The 17,549-nt window shown below is 64.3% G+C and carries 12 protein-coding genes and 1 riboswitch; of the genes, 9 read left to right on the forward strand and 3 right to left on the reverse strand.

Features of this window, described 5'->3' with window-relative positions:
- Positions 1-325: 325 nt before the first annotated feature.
- The 4 genes from E4633_RS06875 to E4633_RS06890 all read left to right on the forward strand — a co-directional run bounded on the left by E4633_RS06875 (position 326) and on the right by E4633_RS06890 (position 5,278).
- Complete coding sequence (locus E4633_RS06875) at positions 326-2,041, forward strand: LytS/YhcK type 5TM receptor domain-containing protein (RefSeq protein WP_246037941.1); 1,716 nt, start codon at positions 326-328, stop codon at positions 2,039-2,041.
- Positions 2,038-2,781, forward strand: a complete 744-nt coding sequence (locus E4633_RS06880) for a LytR/AlgR family response regulator transcription factor (RefSeq protein WP_135869472.1) — start codon at positions 2,038-2,040, stop codon at positions 2,779-2,781. The genes E4633_RS06875 and E4633_RS06880 overlap by 4 nt, the downstream gene beginning before the upstream one ends.
- A gap of 180 nt (positions 2,782-2,961) precedes the next feature.
- Complete coding sequence (locus E4633_RS06885; protein ID WP_198419393.1) at positions 2,962-4,173, forward strand: alpha-hydroxy-acid oxidizing protein; 1,212 nt, start codon at positions 2,962-2,964, stop codon at positions 4,171-4,173.
- 103 nt (positions 4,174-4,276) lie between these two features.
- A complete protein-coding gene (locus E4633_RS06890; RefSeq protein WP_135869473.1) occupies positions 4,277-5,278 on the forward strand; it encodes a substrate-binding domain-containing protein in 1,002 nt (333 codons plus the stop codon).
- A gap of 101 nt (positions 5,279-5,379) precedes the next feature.
- On the opposite strand, the gene E4633_RS20540 is transcribed toward E4633_RS06890, so the two are convergent.
- The 3 genes from E4633_RS20540 to thiD form a co-directional block, all read right to left on the reverse strand.
- On the reverse strand, positions 5,380-7,233 hold the full coding sequence (locus E4633_RS20540) for a glutaminyl-peptide cyclotransferase (RefSeq protein ID WP_198419394.1): 1,854 nt from the start codon (positions 7,231-7,233) through the stop codon (positions 5,380-5,382).
- A gap of 261 nt (positions 7,234-7,494) precedes the next feature.
- Complete coding sequence (gene thiC / locus E4633_RS06905) at positions 7,495-8,808, reverse strand: phosphomethylpyrimidine synthase ThiC (RefSeq protein ID WP_135869474.1); 1,314 nt, start codon at positions 8,806-8,808, stop codon at positions 7,495-7,497.
- A 181-nt stretch (positions 8,809-8,989) separates the two neighbouring features.
- Positions 8,990-10,444 carry a bifunctional hydroxymethylpyrimidine kinase/phosphomethylpyrimidine kinase gene (gene thiD, locus E4633_RS06910; protein WP_135869475.1) on the reverse strand — a complete coding sequence of 485 codons (1,455 nt, stop codon included), beginning with the start codon at positions 10,442-10,444 and terminating at the stop codon, positions 8,990-8,992.
- A gap of 181 nt (positions 10,445-10,625) precedes the next feature.
- A riboswitch (TPP riboswitch) is annotated at positions 10,626-10,726 on the reverse strand.
- Between the two features lie 150 nt (positions 10,727-10,876).
- Between thiD and alr the strand changes: the two genes are divergently transcribed.
- The 5 genes from alr (at position 10,877) to purD (ending at position 17,517) form a co-directional block, all read left to right on the forward strand.
- The gene (alr, locus tag E4633_RS06915; RefSeq protein ID WP_135869476.1) at positions 10,877-12,016 is read left to right on the forward strand and encodes an alanine racemase; all 1,140 of its coding nucleotides are present in this window, start codon (positions 10,877-10,879) and stop codon (positions 12,014-12,016) included.
- 52 nt (positions 12,017-12,068) lie between these two features.
- A complete protein-coding gene (gene selD / locus E4633_RS06920; protein WP_135869477.1) occupies positions 12,069-13,100 on the forward strand; it encodes a selenide, water dikinase SelD in 1,032 nt (343 codons plus the stop codon).
- Positions 13,087-14,349: an ASKHA domain-containing protein gene (locus E4633_RS06925; protein WP_135869478.1), complete on the forward strand. Its 1,263-nt coding sequence runs from the start codon at positions 13,087-13,089 to the stop codon at positions 14,347-14,349. Before selD ends, E4633_RS06925 begins: the two co-directional genes overlap by 14 nt.
- Before the next feature lie 165 nt (positions 14,350-14,514).
- Entirely contained in the window at positions 14,515-16,077 is a 1,563-nt protein-coding gene (gene purH, locus E4633_RS06930; RefSeq protein ID WP_135869479.1) for a bifunctional phosphoribosylaminoimidazolecarboxamide formyltransferase/IMP cyclohydrolase, read from the forward strand.
- Between the two features lie 168 nt (positions 16,078-16,245).
- Positions 16,246-17,517, forward strand: a complete 1,272-nt coding sequence (purD, locus tag E4633_RS06935; protein WP_135869480.1) for a phosphoribosylamine--glycine ligase — start codon at positions 16,246-16,248, stop codon at positions 17,515-17,517.
- The last annotated feature ends 32 nt before the right edge of the window (positions 17,518-17,549 follow it).

Consider the following 17,549-nt stretch of genomic DNA (forward strand, 5'->3'; position numbering starts at 1 on the left):
AACTCGCGGCGCTGGAGGTGGAGCGCCTGGCTTCCAGGGCGAAAACCCACGCGAGGATCGAGGCGTTGCTCACGCCGGCCCAGCGCAGCCTCGCGGAAAGACTCAGGCCGCGCAAGGAAGATGCGAGGCGTGAGTCACCCTGCGGGTGCGGTCCGGACCGGCGGGCAACAGCGCCGCGCCCGATCCTGCAGACGCCTGCAGTACGTGCCCGGCCGCCTCACGTCCGGCCAGACCATTTTAAACCATCCTCGCAGGCTATTTGCTCGCGGCCGCTTCTGTGCTATGGTGAGCGCCGTTTGCGTCAAACCTGCCGCGGGGGAAGTAAATGAAGGAAGTGGTAACGCTCGCTCTGGATCTCTTCGAGCGGCTGGGGATCCTGGCCGTGCTCTTTTTCCTCATGATAAGATTCGAGCTGTTCCGCGGGCTTCTGGCGGGGACCCTTGCGCGCGGTGAGCGCCGGGAGCGACTCCTCGTCGCGGTCTGCTTCGGCGCCATGGCGATCTTCGCCACGGTGTGCGGCTTCGAGATGCACGGCGCCATCGCCAACCTGCGCACCGTTCCGGTGGTGATCGCGAGCATCCTCGGCGGCCCCTTCGTGGGGCTCGTCGCCGGGCTCATCGCCGGTCTGCACCGCTTCTTCTACGACCTGGGGGGCGTCACCTCGCTTTCCTGTGCCATCGCCACCCCCCTTGCCGGCGTCCTCGCGGGCGTCCTCTATCCGCGCCTGCAGCGAAGGCCCTTCGACGCGCTGGTCGCCTTCGCCATGGGGATGATCGCGGAGATGATCAAGATGGGGCTGATCTTCCTCCTTGCCCGTCCGCACGAAGCCGCCGCCGGGATCATCTCCTCGATCGGCCTTCCCAGTGTCTTCGCAAACGCCTTCGGCGTAGCCGTACTCGTAGAATTGATCGCCGTTCAGGCGCGCGAGCAGCAGCGGGCCATGGCGCAGCAGGCGCAGACCACGCTCGGCATCGCCTTCAAGACCCTTCCTCACCTGCGCAGTGGCCTGGACAGCTTGAACGCGGCGCAGACGGTGCACATCATAAAGGAGATGACCGGCATCGATGCGGTGTCCCTCTCGACGATGCAGGAGACCCTGGCGCACGAGGGGCTCGAGGCGGAGCGGCACGCGGCTGGAATGCGCCCGCTCTCGGCCGCCGCAGCTCGCGCCTTCGAGACCGGGAGCGTAGTGGTCGCAAAAACGAGGCGGGAGATCGGTTGCTCCTGCGGCGGGTGCCGGCTCGGTTCCGTCATCGCGGTCCCGCTCAAGAAATGGGAGAAGCCGGTGGCGGTGATGGAGCTCTACCGCCAGAAGGAGAACGGCATCGGCAGGCTGGACGAGGAGCTTGCCAATGGCCTCGCCCTGCTCTTCTCGAACCAGCTCGAACTTGGAGAGATCGAGCTGCAGCGCAAGCTCGCCTCGGACGCCGAGATCAAGGCGCTGCAGGCGCAGATCAACCCGCATTTCCTGTTCAACGCCATCTCGACCATCATCAGTCACACCCGTACCGATCCGCAGCAGGCCTCCTTCCTCCTGGTGAAGCTGGCGGACTTTTTCCGGCGCAACATAAGCCCCGGCGCAGTGCAGGTGCCGCTTTCCGTGGAACTCGAGCATTGCGAGGCGTACGTCGCCATAGAGAAGGCGCGCTTCGAGGAGCGTCTCTCCATCGTCTACGACATCGACGAGGCCGCCCTTTCCTGCCATCTGCCGCCGCTCATCCTGCAGCCGCTCGTGGAAAACAGCGTGCGCCACGGCATCTCCGCGCGCGAGGAGGGGGGCGTGGTGCAGGTCCGCGCCCGCAGAGGGGCGGGGCACGTCGCCATCTCGGTGCACGACAACGGCGTCGGGATCCCCCGCGACCGCATCCGCACCCTCCTTTCCGACAGCGCGGGGAGCCATTCCGGGACGGGGCTGGGCCTTGCCCTGCGCAATGTGAACAGCCGCCTCTCCGCCTTGTACGGCAAGGAGAGCGCCCTCAATATCGACAGCAAGGCGGGAGAGGGGACCACTGTCTCCTTCCTGGTACCGGTAACCCCATGAGCATTTCCGTTCTCATCATCGACGACGAGGCGCCCGCGCGCCGCGAACTCCGTTTTCTCTTGGAACAGGTCCCCGAGGTGGTTGTGGCGGGCGAGGCCGCGAACCCGTCCCAGGCGCTGAAGGAGATCCGCGAGAAACACCCCCGGCTGGTCTTCCTCGACATCCAGCTTCCAGGGCTGAACGGCATCGAGCTCGCAGAGGTGATCGCCGAGCTCCCCGATCCCCCGCTCGTCGTATTCGCCACCGCCTTCCAGCAGTTCGCCGTGGATGCCTTCAGCGTCGATGCCTTCGACTACATCCTGAAACCCTTCACCCTGGAGCGGGTGGCGAAGACGGTGCAGAAGGCGCTCCAGGCGCTGGCGGGGCCGGAGCGGCGTGCGACCACGCAGGAAACGCAGGGGATCAAGCGCATCCTGGTGCAAAAGCGCGGCAAGCAGATCCCCATAGCACCCGAATCGGTGATCTTCATAACCGCCGAGGAGGGAGAGGCGCAGGTGCACACCCGCGACGCGGTCTACAGCTCCAAAAGCACGCTGAGCGCCCTCGAGGAACTCCTCGCCCCGTATTCCTTCACGCGGGTGCACCGAAACGCCCTGGTGAACCTCAACTGCATCATCGAGATCATTCCCTGGTTCAGCGGCAGCTGCAAACTGGTGATGAACGACGCGGTGCGCAGCCAGGTGCTGGTAAGCCGGTACCATGCGAAGGATCTCAAGGAGAGACTCCTGCTGAACCGCTAGTCCTGAGCCTCTCCCTGCCTTTGCCCCCCTCCTTCTCGTGCCATTGAACGGCGCTTTGTGCCATTCACCCCTCTTTTTGTGTCATTCACGGCGTCGTGGATGTCCCGCCGCCTCTCCTTGCTTATCATGCAGATCACAAGAATCCGTAACGCATGAGAATCACAACCACAGGAGGCCGTTATGTCCATCGAATGCGAGGAAATGGAAGGCGGGAACGTAACCCGTCGCGACTTTATCAAGACCGCAGCAGTGGTCGGTGCCAGCGTGCTGGCGGTGCAGGCGGTAGGGCGCGGCGAGGCACGCGCCGCTGAAGAGGCGAAGACCGCGGCCAAGGCTGCAACCGCCACCGCGGCAGGGGGCGGGACCAAGAAGGTCGCCGACGTGCTCAAGGTGGCGCGCGAGAAGATGTACCCGCGCTGCCGCGTCTGTCCCGAGTGCGACGGCGTCGCCTGTTCCGGCGAGGTCCCGGGCATGGGGGGGCTCGATTCTGGCCGCGCCTTCAGGAACAACCTCCAGGCGCTCGCCAAGTACGACCTGAAGATGCGCACCTTCCACGACGTGAAAAAGCCCGACACCTCGGTCACCATCTTCGGCGCGAAGCTCTCCATGCCGATCCTCTCCGGCATCACCGGCGGGGTCACCTACAACATGGGGCTCGGCGGCAAGGTGGGTGAGGACGAGTACGCCGAAGGGATCATCGGCGGCTGCGTGCTCGCGGGCACCATCGGTTTCGCGGCCGACGGCATAGGCGACCCGCTTGCCACCTACGAGACCAGGCTGAAGACGGTCGCCAAGTACAAGGGGAGGGCGGTGGCCCAGATCAAACCGCGCAGCCAGGCCGACATCATCCAGCGCATCAGGCTGATCGAAGCGACCGGCGCCCCCTTCTTCGCCATCGACATCGACTCCGCCGGCCGCGCCGCGCGTGCCCTGCCGGGGCAGACCGTAGAGCCTAAGACCCTGGAGCAGTTGCGGGAGATCGCGCGCTCCACGAAGCTTCCCTTCGTCGTCAAGGGGGTGATGACCCCTGAGGAGGCCGTTGCTGCCTACAAGGTGGGTGCCGCCGGCATCGTCGTCTCAAACCACGGCGGTCGCGTCCTCGACCACACCCCGGGTACCGCCCAGGTGCTTCCCGCCATCGCGGACAAGGTGAAGGGGAAGATGACCATCTTCGTCGACGGCGGCATCCGTTACGGCGCCGACGTACTGAAGATGCTCGCCCTCGGCGCCGACGCCGTTCTCGTCGGGCGTCCGCTGGTACGCGGCTCGGTCGGCGGCGGGGCGGAAGGGGTTGCCGCCATCCTCAAGAAGATGCAGGACGAGCTGGTCGTCGCCATGACCCTTACCGGCACCGCGGACGTCAAGAAGGTGAGCCGCGACATCCTGGCCTAGCCCTCACCATGCACCCCCTCCCGCGCGGGAGGGGGATCTTTAACGATGCGACCCGCCCGCTGCGGTCGACGCCAGCGCCGGGCGGACCATCCGGAGACGACCGATGCGAAAGACAATTGCAACGATTTGCGCGCTCGCGCTGGCGCTCACCGCCGGCGTCGCCTGCGCGACCCACGACAAGGCGCTTCTTTACGGCGGGGCAGGGCAGGGGAAGGTGATCTTCGACGGCAGGCTGCACGCCTCCAAGGGGATGCTCTGCAACGACTGCCACGGCGCCCTTTTCAGCACCGCCAAGAAGGCCCTCATCACCATGGACGACCACGAGAAGCCGGTCGCCTGCTTTGCCTGCCACAACGGCACCCGGGCCTTTAACGACTGCGAACTGTGCCACCGCAAGTTCGACACGAAGCCCGCCGCCGCCCCCCCGCAGGTGAAGCTCTGCGGCGCGGCCAGCGTGGTCACCGATCTTGTCGCCCCGAACAAGGACGCCGTCGAGAAGGAGACCGGGGTGAAGCTCGTCGTGGACAAGAGCAACGCCGGCAAGGGGATGGTAGATCTCCTCGACGGCAAGTGCGATGCTGCCATGGCCTCCGCCTCCCTCGACGCCACCATCGGCGCGGGGAAATCCGCCGGCCTGTCGAAGCCGACGGACGGCCTGCAGATGGACATACTGGCGAAATCAGAGGTGGTGTTCGTGGTGCACCCCTTAAACCCGGTCAAGCGGCTCACCTGGGAGCAGATCAGGGACATTCATACCGGGAAGATCGTCAACTGGAAGGAGGTGGGAGGGAAGGATCTCCCGATCACCGTCTATACCGATGCGAAGGCGAGCGCCACCCGCGGTCTGATCAAGCAGGTGGTCATGGGGAATGCCGAGTACGTCGACAAGGCTAAGGCGGTGGACTTCGTGAAGCAGGTGAACGACCGCGTCGCCGCCGATCCTTCCGGCATCGGCGGGCTGGGGCGCGGGTTCGTGAACCCGACCGAGACCGCCGTGGTCGAGACGAAGAAGATCGAGCGTCCGCTTGGCTTAATCACGGTAGGGAAGCCCTCGGCGGACCTGCAGAAGGTTATGGAGTCCTTCAGGAAGCTGGGGGCTAAGTAGGAAAGAAAGCCGACAAACGAAAAGGCGCGAAGCCGCAAGGGTCAACCTGGTGCCCTTGCCTTCGCGCCTTTTTTCGTACCATGCCCAGTCGTTAGCAGACCTCAGGATTCGGCGCGGGCCACCTGCTCAAGCCGGATCTCGAAATAGCTGGGCCACATCTTGCCGGTCACCACCAGACGGTCGCTCTTCTCGTCGTAGGCGATCCCGTTCAGCACGTGATCGGGGTCGCGGCTGCGCTCGTTCAACGGCAAGAGCCCCTTCAGGTTCACCCACCCCACCACGGCACCGTTCGCCGGATTGATGCGCACGATGTAATCGGTCTTCCAGATGTTGGCGTAGATCTCCCCCTTCACGTACTGCAGCGCGTTCAGGTTTCTGAGCGGGGTCCCGTTGCAGGAAACCTCCACGCTCCGCTCGGTCTGGAAGGTTTCCGGGTTGATGAACTTGATGCGGTTGCTGCCATCACTCATGATGAGGTGCTTGCCGTCGTTGGTTAGACCCCAACCTTCACCGTCAACGGAGAATTCCCCTTTTCGGTGCAGCGTCTTGTGGTCGTATATGATCCCGTCGCCGGAAAGGGTGACCATGTAGAGCCTGTCGTGCAAGACAGTGATCCCCTCGGCGAAGTAATCCCTCGGAACCCCCTCGCTGCTCAGCACCTGTCCGGAACCGGGCCAGACCTTCATGATCGCCGATCTCTCGTACAGCCCGGAACTTTCGAGGAGCACGCCGTCCTGAAAGGTGAGTCCCTCGGTGAAGCTCCAGTGGTAGTGGGGCCAGCTCTTGACCACCTGGTAGGTGTAAAGCGGTATCTGCGTCGGCACGGGCGTGGCGCCGGACTGGGAGCGCCTCACCTGCTGCGGGTGAAGGCTGGTGGACTGGTGCACCAGCGAGTCCACGCTTGCACCGCACCCGAAAAGGGTGGCCATCACCGCCGTCGCACAGAGCCTGCGCGCTATCTTTTTCACCATGTCGCTCCTCCCATGCTCACACCGCTTCCTGGTGGGCGCTGCCTCGGATGGTCTCGCGCCATCCGTGTGCCGTTCCGGCAGGGGCGCTTGCCCCTTCGCCTGCCTCAACAGCGGTACCGCTCCCTTCACCAGCGGAAATAAAAATACCTTCTTCGGGCTCTCCCCGTGACGGGCGTGGTCCCGGTCGTTCCTGCCGCGTCCCGTGGTGCACCCCACCTCGATCCAGTTTGCCGCCTTGTAGCACGTGCCGGCGTACCTGCTGCCGTCGACGAGTGTCTCGGCGAGCAGCGGGCGCACCCCGAAACGCTCCTCCCAGTCGGCGGCAAGGCGGCGCAGCGCCAGCGAAAGGGCGGCACTGGCGAGGTTTTTCACCTGCACAGTGGGGAGCACCAGGAACCTGCTGTTGCACACCACCCGCTGCAGATTCTCCCCGCGCGCCGCGTCGTCCCACCCTATGTGGCGGTCGCGCGCCTCCATGCGCCAGGCGGGACTCGAGAACTGCAGGCACCCGACTATCACCGGGGACGGGGCGTGCAGCCTCACGAAGTACCTTATATGGGCGCCGAACGGGACCTTGTGCCCCAGGTAGTGATGCCGCTCCACCAGTGAGCGCCAGAGCGCCTGCTCTTTCTTCCCCGCGACCGGAACGATCTCGAGCGGGCCGAATGCGTGCAACGGTCCGGACAGGACGGAATCGCCCGTTTCCGACGCGCAGGTGGAGGTGCGCGAACCGCGGGGACGCCCCGGGCGTGTAGGCGGCAGTCGGAACAGGGTGCCGTCCAGCCCTTCGAGGAAGGCGCGGCACTCTGCCGTCTTCAGCCTGCCGCTCGGACGGCGCCAGTCGAGAAGTTCACAAACCGTGCCCGCGAGCTCGGTCCGTGAGATTCCGGGGCAGTCGTTGACGACACCCCTGATCAGTTCGAGCTGGCGTGCGGTGACAGGTTCGCCGCAAAAGCGCGGTGTTTTCTCGTGTGCCGAGTGCATCTTTTCCTCTCCGGTTTGGGTCGAGGGTACCCTAACCGAACGGGGGAGAAATGTCCAGCACTATTTTTGATTCCGGGTTTGATGCGGCAAATGAGCCGCATTGCCGGTTTTTTTCTGAGTGGAAGATGCCAGGAACTGCAGGTGGATTTTGCGTAGGGTTGGTTACTGGTTTGCGGGGAAGTGGCGTTCTCGCTACGGCAGGTTCCTTCAGAATCAGCGACGGGGCGGCCGCGTCGGCCGCCCCGTCCTATTTATAAATGTCTAGCAGGCCGCTGCGGCGTTGGCCTTCTCGCGCTCGGTGGCGTCGTCCATCACCTTGTAGGCGCAGAACTCGCCGCACATGGTGCAGGCGCCGTGGTCTGCGACGCCGGACTCCTCGCGCAGGCGGCGCGCCTTCACCGGGTCGATGGCGAGGGCGAACTGCCCCTCCCAGTCGAGCTTTTTGCGGCAGCGCGCCATCTCGTTGTCCTTCTCCATGGCGCCCTTCACACCCTTCACGATGTCGGCCGCGTGCGCCGCGATGCGCGATGCCATGACCCCTTCGCGCACGTCCTCGACGCTCGGGAGCTTCAGGTGCTCGGCCGGGGTCACGTAGCAGAGGAAGTCGGCGCCAGCGGCGGCGGCGATGGTCCCGCCGATCGCGGAGGTGATGTGGTCGTAGCCGGGGGCGATATCGGTGACCAGCGGCCCGAGCACGTAGAAGGGGGCGCCGTGGCAGAGCCTTTTTTGCAGCTGGATGTTCGCCTCGATCTGGTTCAGCGGCATGTGCCCCGGTCCCTCGATCATCACCTGTACCCCAAAATCCTGGGCGCGCTGGGTGAGCTCACCCAGGAGGATCAGTTCGTGGATCTGGGCGCGGTCGGTGGCGTCGGCAAGGCAGCCGGGACGGAAACCGTCGCCAAGCGACAGGGTCATGTCGTAGGCCTTGGTGATCTCGAGCAGGCGATCGAAGTGCTCGAAGAGCGGGTTCTCCTTGTTGTTGTGCGCCATCCACTCGATGGTGAAGGCGCCGCCACGGGAGACGACGTCCATGATGCGCCCTTCGCGGCGCATGCGCTCGACGGTGGCGCGGGTGACGCCGCAGTGCACGGTGATGAAGTCGACGCCGTCCTCGGCGTGCTTGATGACACCCTGGAATATGTCTTCCACGGTCATCTCGACGATCGCCTTCTTGTGCTTTCTGACCGCGTCGAGCGCCGCCTGGTACAGCGGCACGGTGCCGATGCAGGCGGATGTTTCGGCGATTACGGCGCGGCGGATCTCGTCGACCGGGCCGCCGGTGGAGAGGTCCATGATGGCGTCGGCGCCGCTTGCCACCGCCACGCGCACCTTTTCCAGTTCCTTCTCGAAATCGAGGTCGTCGGCGGAGCTGCCGATGTTGGCGTTTACCTTGGTCCTAAGGCCGCGGCCTACGGCGAGCGGGGTGCCGTTTGCGTGCTTGTTGTTATGGCAGATGATGATGTTCCCCGCGGCGATCCCGGCGCGGATGAATTCGGCGTCGACCCCTTCAGCGAGGGCGGCCGTTTTCATCTTGTCGGTGATGATCCCCTTACGGGCGTATTCGAGCTGCGTCATGGTTGCTCCTTTATTGAATGGCTCTTGTCAGGCAGTTAAAGTTCGTATCCCCTCGCCCTTCGGGAGGGGGTGGCCGAAGGCCGGGTGAGGGCGACGCCACGAAGTGAACCGGACGGTAGTTGCTACGCCCTCACCCCGCCCCTCTCCCGGGGGGAGAGGGAGGATGGACCCGCGGCTTCGGCTATTCCACCTGGTCCCGTGCCGCGAGGAAGTGGTTCACCGGCCCGTGCCCGCGGCCGAGTTGCTGGGCGTACTTGATGGCGCGGGTGACGAAAAGCTTCGCCCGCAATACCGCGCCGGGAAGGGGCTCTCCCTGGGCGAGATAGGTCGCGATCGCCGAGGCGAGCGTGCAGCCGGTGCCGTGGGTATTCCGGGTGAGGACGCGCGGGGCGCTGTAGCGGTTGAAGTTGTGCCCGTCGAAGAGGATGTCGGTGACGACCCCCTCGGTAAGGTGCCCACCCTTGATGAGGACGTGTTTCGCCCCCATGAGGTGCAGCGCCCGCGCCGCGAGCTCCATCCCGGCGGTATCGGTGATGGTGAGGCCGGTGAGCGCCTCGGCTTCCGGGATGTTCGGTGTGACCAGGTAGCTGAGCGGTACGAGGCGCTTTTTAAGCACCGAAAGGGCCTCGTCCTCGATGAGGGACACACCGCCTTTCGCGGTCATCACCGGATCGAGCACCACCATCCGCATCTCGTAGGCGGTCAGCTTGTCGGCGACGATTTCCGCGTTTTCAGGCGAACAGAGCATGCCGATCTTCACCACGTCGATCGGGATGTCCGAGAGCACGGCGTCGATCTGGTCGGCGAGGAACGCGGGAGGGGACGGGTGGATCCCGGTAACGCCGCGGGTGTTCTGGGCGGTGAGGGCCGTGATGGCGGAGGCGCCGTAGCTCCCGAGGAGCGTGACGGTCTTGAGGTCGGCCTGGATACCCGCTCCGCCGCCGGAGTCGCTGCCGGCGATGGTGAGCACCGCGCCGCGCGGGTGCAGCATGCGGCGGTTGAACAAAAGCGAGAGTTCCGTCGCCGCGAGCCCTGGAGAGCGCGCGGAGAGGACTGAGGAGATGACCGCGATGGAATCGGCACCGGCGTCGATTACCGCGCAGGCGTTGTCCCGGTTGATGCCGCCGATGGCGACGATGGGGAGCTTCACCTTCTCGCGCACGAGGACGAGCGCCTCCGGGCCCTGGATGTACTCGACGTCCTTGGTTTCGGTGGGATAGAGCGAGCCGAAGCCGATGTAGTCGGCGCCGGCTTCCTGTGCGGCCAGCGCCTCTTCAATGGAGTGGGTGGAGATGCCGATGAGCTTCTTCGAGCCGAGCGCTTCTCTCGCCGCGGCGAAATCGCCGTCCTCCTGCCCGAGGTGGACGCCGTCCGCGTCCAGTTCGAGCGCAAGCTTCAGGTCATCGTTCACGATGAACTTCACCTGGAACTCGGCGCACAGCCGCTTCAGGTCGTGCCCAAGCTCAAGGCGCTCGTCGTAGCTGCGCAGCTTGTCCCGGTACTGCAGTATGGCGACGCCCCCCGAGGAGAGCGCTTCGCGTACGCGCGGCAGCAGGCGATCGCCCTGGTCCGTAATCAGGTAAAGTCCCGCTACACGCCGTTCCCTGCCACTATGGTCCACCACGAGTTTCAACACGAGTCACCTCAAAAGCTGTAACGCAAAGACGCGGAGTCGCGAAGACGCAAAGATAAAACAAGAAGGTTTGTCTCTTGAAGCCTCTCTTGGCGTCTCTGCGCCTTTGCGTCTTTGCGTTGAGGCTTTGAAGGACAAAATAGAAAAGCCGCGACGGAAGGTCACGGCTCCATGAATCGAAAGGTCGGAGTGCGCGCCGCTTCCCTACGCCGGTGCTACCCGGATCAGGTTCAAAGGGTTCAGGTCGCCCTGTCTCAGTTCTCGCGAACTCCCCTAGCTGGCCTTTTTGCTGCGCGTAAACATAATGGAATCCTCTTGCAAAGTCAATCGCTTTCGGGTTTTTACCTTTACACTGAATGGCTAAAGTGGTAGAAAAATCACTGGCCGGGTGCTCCCGGCCTGATTTTATTCAGATAATCCTATGCAGGAAAAAATATGGACAGTCGTCCGACGGTAGTTGAGATAGATCTTGCCGCGCTTCGGCACAACTTCGGCCTGGTCCAGAAGCGAGTGCCCGAGGGGTGCGGCATCCTTGCCGTGGTGAAGGCGGATGCCTACGGCCACGGTTTCCAGTACGTCTCCGAGGAGCTGGAGAAGCTCGGGGTGGACGCCTTCGCGGTGGCCTTTCTCGCGGAAGGCGTGCAACTGCGCATGAGCGGCATCTACCGCCCGGTGCTGATCCTTGGCGGCATCTATCCGGGTGAGGAGCGCCGCTGCATCGGCCTCAACATCTCCACCGCGCTCTATTCCCTAGAGCAGGCGGCCGCGCTCGACCAGGCGGCGGTCGAGATCAAGTGTTACCGCAAGGCGAAGATCCACCTGAAGGTCGATACCGGCATGGGGCGCCTCGGGGTCACCTGGGACAAGGTGCCGGAATTCCTCGAACAGCTGAAGCAGTTCAAGAACCTCGAGCTTGAGGGGATCTTCTCCCACTTCGCGAGCGCCGACGAGCTCGACCCGGACGGCATCGCATTCACCAAACGCCAGGCCGAGCGTTTCAACGCAGCGGTGACCGAGGCGCGGCGCCAGGGTTACGAGCCCCGCTATATCCATACCGCGAACAGCGCCGCCATCCTCGCCGCAGATCTTCCCTTCTGCAACCTCGTGCGCCCCGGCATCATCCTGTACGGCGCCGCCCCCTCTTCGGACTTCGCGGACCAGGAACAATTTGTCCAGGTGATGCGGCTGAAAAGCCGGGTGGCGATGCTCAAGTGGGTTGAACCCGGGACCAGCATAAGTTACGGCAGGCGCTTCGTGGCCAAGGAGCGGGCCCTCATCGCCAGCGTTCCGGTCGGTTACGCCGACGGCTACTGCCGCAGCCTCACCAACAAGGGAGAGGCGCTCATCCGCGGGCAGCGCGCCCGGGTCTCCGGCACCGTATGCATGGACTGGATCATGCTCGACGTAACCAACATCGAGGGGATCCAGGTCGGCGACGAGGTGACCCTTTTGGGACCCGACCCGATGGGGGACCGCATCAGCGCCGAGGAGCTCGCCGAAAAGGCCGGCACGATACCCTATGAGATCATGTGCGGCATAGCGACACGAAGGGTGCGCAGGGTCTATATCGGCTAACGAAAGAAGTGAAAAAATAGATCGTTTGAATTTATGAAATTCAGAGGCTTTTATGACTGACAAGGTACGTCTCACAGCGATGGTGCAGGCGGCGGGTTGAGCTGCCAAACTGGGCCCGGCGGGCCTGGAAGATGCCATCCGCGACATAACCCGCTCGGACGACCCGAACCTCATCGTGGGGGTCGAGGGGGCCGAGGATGCCGGGATCTACCGCATCGGCGAGAGCCTCGCCCTGGTGGAGACGACCGACATCATCACGCCGCTTGTGGACGACCCGTTCACCTTCGGCCGCATCGCCGCGGCCAACGCCCTTTCCGACGTCTACGCCATGGGTGGGAAACCGGTGACCGCGATGAACCTCGCCTTTTTCCCGGCCTGCTCGCTCCCGACCTCGGTCCTCGCCGCGGTTCTCGCCGGCGGCGCCGATGCGCTCAAGGAGTCCGGGGCGTGCCTCGTCGGCGGCCACACCGTGGAGGACGACGAGATGAAATTCGGCCTCGCCGTCACCGGTCTCATCGATCCCTCCCGCATTGTCCGTAACTGCACCGCGCGCCCCGGCGACCTCCTTGTGCTTACCAAACCGCTTGGGACCGGTATCGTTTCCACAGCGATCAAGGCTGAGATGATCGACGCCGCCCTCGAGGCCGAGGCGATCTCCTGGATGACCACCCTGAACGCGAAGGCGTGCGAGTTGATGCTCGCCTGCAACGCCACCGCGGCGACCGACGTGACCGGTTTCGGCTTCATCGGGCACGCCTGCGAGATGGCACTCGGCGCCGGTGTTTCCTTCCGGATCGAACTCGCCGCGGTACCGGTCATGGCCGGAGTCCCCGCGCTCATCGACGACGGCATGGTCCCCGCCGGGTGCTACCGTAACCGTCAGCACTATGAGGGACACGTTACCGGCGCCACCGGCGATTCACTTCTGCCGCTCTTCGATCCGCAGACCTCGGGCGGCCTCCTCATCTCCCTGGCACCGGCAGACGCCCGCGAGTTCCTCTCCCGTGCCGAGGCTTCCGGCCTCTTCGCCGCAACGATCGGCGAGGTCGTTCCCGCTGCGGAGAGTACCCTTGTCTTCTTCTAGGGGGCTCGTCGCCGCTTTCGACCTCGGCACCACCACCATCGCTGCGTCGCTCCTCGACCCGGCAACCGGAACACGCCTCGCCGCCACCGGCGCCCTTAACCCGCAACGCCCCTGGGGCGCCGACGTCCTCGCCCGCCTCACCGCCGGAGAAAATCCCGAAACGCTACGCGTCATGCAGGTGGCGCTGGCCCGCGAGATGGAGCGCATGACCGCGGAACTCCTGGCGCAAGTCGGCGCCGGGGCTGAAGATCTCGCCTGCGTCGCCATCGCCGGGAACCCTTCGATGGAAACCATCGCGCTGGCGCTGCCGGTCGAGTCGCTCGCCCATCCCCCGTTTCGTCCCCTTTTCTCGGCCGGGAAATCCGTCTCGACCCTCGAGCTCGGCTGGAGCCGCGACTGTCCTGCCTACCTGCTGCCGCTCCCCGGCGGCTTCGTCGGCGGGGACCTCCTTGCCTTCCTCTTCGGTATGCCTGAGGCTCCCGCTGCCGGGACGCTCTTCCTTGACGTCGGCACCAACGCCGAGATCGCGCTTTTCGACGGCGAGCGCTACCTCGCCACCTCGGCCGCCGCAGGCCCCGCCTTCGAAGGGGGGAACCTGAAGTGCGGCATGGCTGCGCTACCCGGAGCGGTGAGCGGCGTGCGCATCGACGGGGACCGGGTCGTCATCACCGCCATCCCAGGCGCGCCGCCGCGCGGCATCTGCGGCACCGGCGTTCTCGACACTGTCGCGGCGCTCCTGGAGCACGGCATCGTCGACGCCACCGGCCGTCTGCTCCCCGCCGCGGAGATCGATTCCAACCTCGCGAACCGCGTGCAGGAGGTGAACGGCGTCCCCGCTTTTATCCTGCATCGCGACGCGAAAACCGTGGTCTACCTGGATCAGGAAGACATCCGCGCGCTGCAGCTTGCCAAGGGGGCGATGCGCGGCGGGATGGAGATCCTTTTGGGGAAGGCGGGGCTTTCCCCGGACGAGGTTTCCAGGGTGGTATTGACCGGCTCATTCGGGGCGGTGCTCGCGCCGGATGTGCTAAAAAAGGTTGGAATTTTCAACGAAAAGATGGTAAGAATCACCGGATTTGTCAGGGAAGGTGCGCTGGCCGGAGTGGAGCGGGTTCTGCTCGCCGCGGACGGCATCGACCGGATGGAGGACCTCGCGCAAAAGGTCCGCGTCATCCCCCTTTCCGGCACACCGCTCTTCGAAAAGCACTTCCTTGCGAATATAGACTTCCCCAAACAACCAAAAGCCTGACCACGAAGGACTCGGAGGTTCACAGAGGTCCCGGAGGAAAGGCTCAAGGCTTTAACGTTTCACCTTCTTTTTATCCTCTGTGTCCTCAGCGGACCTCGGCGTCCTCTGTGGTAATGCTTTCAAACAGTTGAAATCAACATCAAGGCTGCAAAAAAGGAGCGAGCAATGGCAAAGATTGGGCGCGCGCTGGTAAGCGTGTCGGAGAAGACTGGATTGGTGGAATTTTCCCGGGCATTGGCAGGTTACGGCGTGGAGATCCTCTCCACCGGCGGGACCGCGAAGCTTTTACGTGAGGCGGGCATCCCCGTGAAGGACGTCTCCGAGTTCACCGGTTTCCCCGAGATGCTGGACGGCAGGGTCAAGACGCTGCACCCGAAGGTCCACGGCGGCATCCTCGGCATGCGCGAGAACCCGGCGCACGTCGCCAAGATGCAGGAGCACGGCATCGAGCCGATCGACATGGTGGTGGTGAACCTCTACCCGTTCGAGGCGACCGTCGCCAAGGAAGACTGCACCATGGAAGACGCCATCGAGAACATCGATATCGGCGGCCCGACCATGCTCCGCTCCGCCGCGAAGAACAACCGCGACGTCACCGTCATCGTCGACCACGCCGACTACGCGACCGTTCTTGACGAGATGAAGGCTACCGGCGGCAGCGTCTCCCGCGAGACCAACTTCCGCCTAGCGGTGAAGGTGTACCAGCACACCGCGGCATACGACGGCGCCATCTCCAACTGGCTCGGTGCACGCACCGGCGAAGGGGTCGCCAAGTACCCGGACACCCTCACCATGCAGTACAAGCTGGCCCAGGGGATGCGCTACGGCGAGAACCCGCACCAGTCCGGCGCCTTCTACGTCGAGAAGGGGGCGAAGGAAGCCTCCATCTCCACCGCGCGCCAGATCCAAGGCAAGGAACTCTCCTACAACAACATCGGCGACACCGATGCGGCGCTCGAGTGCGTGAAGCAGTTCGACCAGCCCGCCTGCGTCATCGTGAAGCACGCGAACCCCTGTGGCGTCGCCGTTGCCGGCAGCATCATGGAAGCCTACGATCTTGCCTACAAGACCGACCCCGAGTCCGCCTTCGGCGGCATCATCGCATTCAACCGCGAGCTCGACGAAACCACCGCGCGCGCCATCGTGGAGCGCCAGTTCGTCGAGGTGATCATCGCGCCGAAGGTCACCGAGGCCGCGAGCGAGATCGTCGCCGCCAAGAAGAACGTCCGCCTCATGGAATGCGGTTTCTGGCCGGAGCAGCCCGCCGCGCGTTATGACTTCAAACGCGTGAACGGCGGGATGCTGGTGCAGGACGCCGACCTCGAACTCTTCAACGAGCTCAAGGTGGTGACCAAGCGCGCACCGACCGACCAGGAGATGGAAGACCTCCTCTTCACCTGGCGCGTCGCCAAGTTCGTAAAATCCAACGCCATCGTCTACGGCCGCAGCAACGCAACCGTCGGCGTGGGCGCAGGGCAGATGAGCCGCGTCAACTCCGCACGCATCGCCGCCATCAAGGCCGAGCACGCAGGGATTCCGGTCCAGGGCGCGGTCATGGCGTCCGACGCATTCTTCCCGTTCCGTGATGGTCTCGACAACGCGGCAAGCGTGGGCGTCACCGCCGTGATCCAGCCGGGGGGCTCCATGCGCGACGCCGAGGTCATTGCCGCCGCAGACGAGCACAACATCGCCATGGTCTTCACCGGCATGAGGCACTTCAGGCACTAATCAATTGACGATTGACAATGGACAATTGACGACTTCGCGTGGTCTTTGTCCATTGTCATTTTTGGGACCATCCCCGCCCCCGGAGGGGGAGGGTTAGGGAGGGGGACGACGGCATCCCCCCTCCCGCCCTCCCCCCTCCAGGGGGAGGAGATCTGAGGGAGATTATTTATGAAGGTATTGGTAGTAGGCAGCGGCGGGCGTGAGCACGCGCTGGTCTGGAAGATCGCACAGTCTCCGCTCGTGGAGAAGGTGTTCTGCGCTCCGGGTAACCCGGGGACCGCGACGCTCGCCGAGAACGTCGACATCGCCGTCGACAACCTCCAGGGGCTGCTCGACTTCGCCAAAAAAGAAGGGGTCGAGCTGACCGTGGTCGGACCGGAACTCCCGCTTTCGCTTGGGCTCGTCGACCTCTTCGAGGAGAACGGCATGAAGGCCTTCGGCGCGCGCAAGAACGCCGCCATCATCGAGGCATCCAAGGCGTTCTCGAAGGACCTGATGCAGAAGTACAACGTCCCGACCGCGGCATACGGCGTCTTCACCGAGATTCCCGCGGCGATCGAGTTCATCGACAATACCGGCATTCCCATCGTCATCAAGGCCGACGGCCTCGCGGCGGGCAAGGGTGTCATCATCGCCCAGACCCGCGACGAGGCGGTGGCTGCCGTCACCGACATGCTCTCCGGCAACGCCTTTGGTGCCGCGGGCTCCCGCGTCGTCATCGAGGAGTTCCTGAAAGGGGAGGAGGCGTCCTTCCTCGCCTTCACCGACGGCGAACGCATCATCCCGCTTGCGAGCGCCCAGGACCACAAGGCTGTCTTCGACGGCGACAAAGGACCCAACACCGGCGGCATGGGCGCCTATTCCCCGGCACCGGTGGTCACCCCCCCCATCCACGAGAAGGCGATGGCGGAAGTGATGCGCCGCACCGTGGACGGTATGAAGGCCGAAGGGCGCAGGTACCAGGGTGTGCTCTACGCCGGGCTCATGATCGACGGCGATTCGGTGAAGACCCTCGAGTTCAACGCGCGTTTCGGCGACCCGGAGTGCCAGCCCCTTTTGATGCGCATGAAGTCCGATATCGTTCCTATCCTCGTGGCGGTTGCCTCCGGCAGCCTTGAAGGGGTTGAGGTCGAGTGGCACGACAAGGCTGCGGTTTGCGTCGTGCTCGCCGCCGAAGGGTACCCCGCCGACTACAGGAAGGGGGACAAGATCGAGGGGCTCGACGCGGCCGGCAAGGTGGAAGATCTCGTCGTATTCCACGCCGGGACCAAAATGAGCGGCGATGCCGTCGTCACCAACGGCGGCCGTGTTCTGGGCGTCACCGCCCTCGGCAACACCGTCAAGGAAGCTATCGACCGCGCCTACAGCGGCGTGAAACTCATCTCCTGGCCCGGCATGCACAACAGGAAAGACATCGGTGCCAAGGCGATGAACCGTTAAACCATAAAACAGACGTTTCAGGAGATATACAC

Origin of the sequence: Geomonas terrae, assembly GCF_004791675.1 — a bacterium.
Classification (GTDB): domain Bacteria; phylum Desulfobacterota; class Desulfuromonadia; order Geobacterales; family Geobacteraceae; genus Geomonas; species Geomonas edaphica.

Coding starts and splice junctions, on each gene's coding strand:
- E4633_RS06875 (WP_246037941.1), top strand. CDS start 326: ATGAAGGAAGTGGTAACGCTCGCTCTGGATCTCTTCGAGCGGCTGGGG.
- E4633_RS06880 (WP_135869472.1), top strand. CDS start 2,038: ATGAGCATTTCCGTTCTCATCATCGACGACGAGGCGCCCGCGCGCCGC.
- E4633_RS06885 (WP_198419393.1), top strand. CDS start 2,962: ATGTCCATCGAATGCGAGGAAATGGAAGGCGGGAACGTAACCCGTCGC.
- E4633_RS06890 (WP_135869473.1), top strand. CDS start 4,277: ATGCGAAAGACAATTGCAACGATTTGCGCGCTCGCGCTGGCGCTCACC.
- E4633_RS20540 (WP_198419394.1), bottom strand. CDS start 7,233: ATGCACTCGGCACACGAGAAAACACCGCGCTTTTGCGGCGAACCTGTC.
- thiC (WP_135869474.1), bottom strand. CDS start 8,808: ATGACGCAGCTCGAATACGCCCGTAAGGGGATCATCACCGACAAGATG.
- alr (WP_135869476.1), top strand. CDS start 10,877: ATGGACAGTCGTCCGACGGTAGTTGAGATAGATCTTGCCGCGCTTCGG.
- purH (WP_135869479.1), top strand. CDS start 14,515: ATGGCAAAGATTGGGCGCGCGCTGGTAAGCGTGTCGGAGAAGACTGGA.
- purD (WP_135869480.1), top strand. CDS start 16,246: ATGAAGGTATTGGTAGTAGGCAGCGGCGGGCGTGAGCACGCGCTGGTC.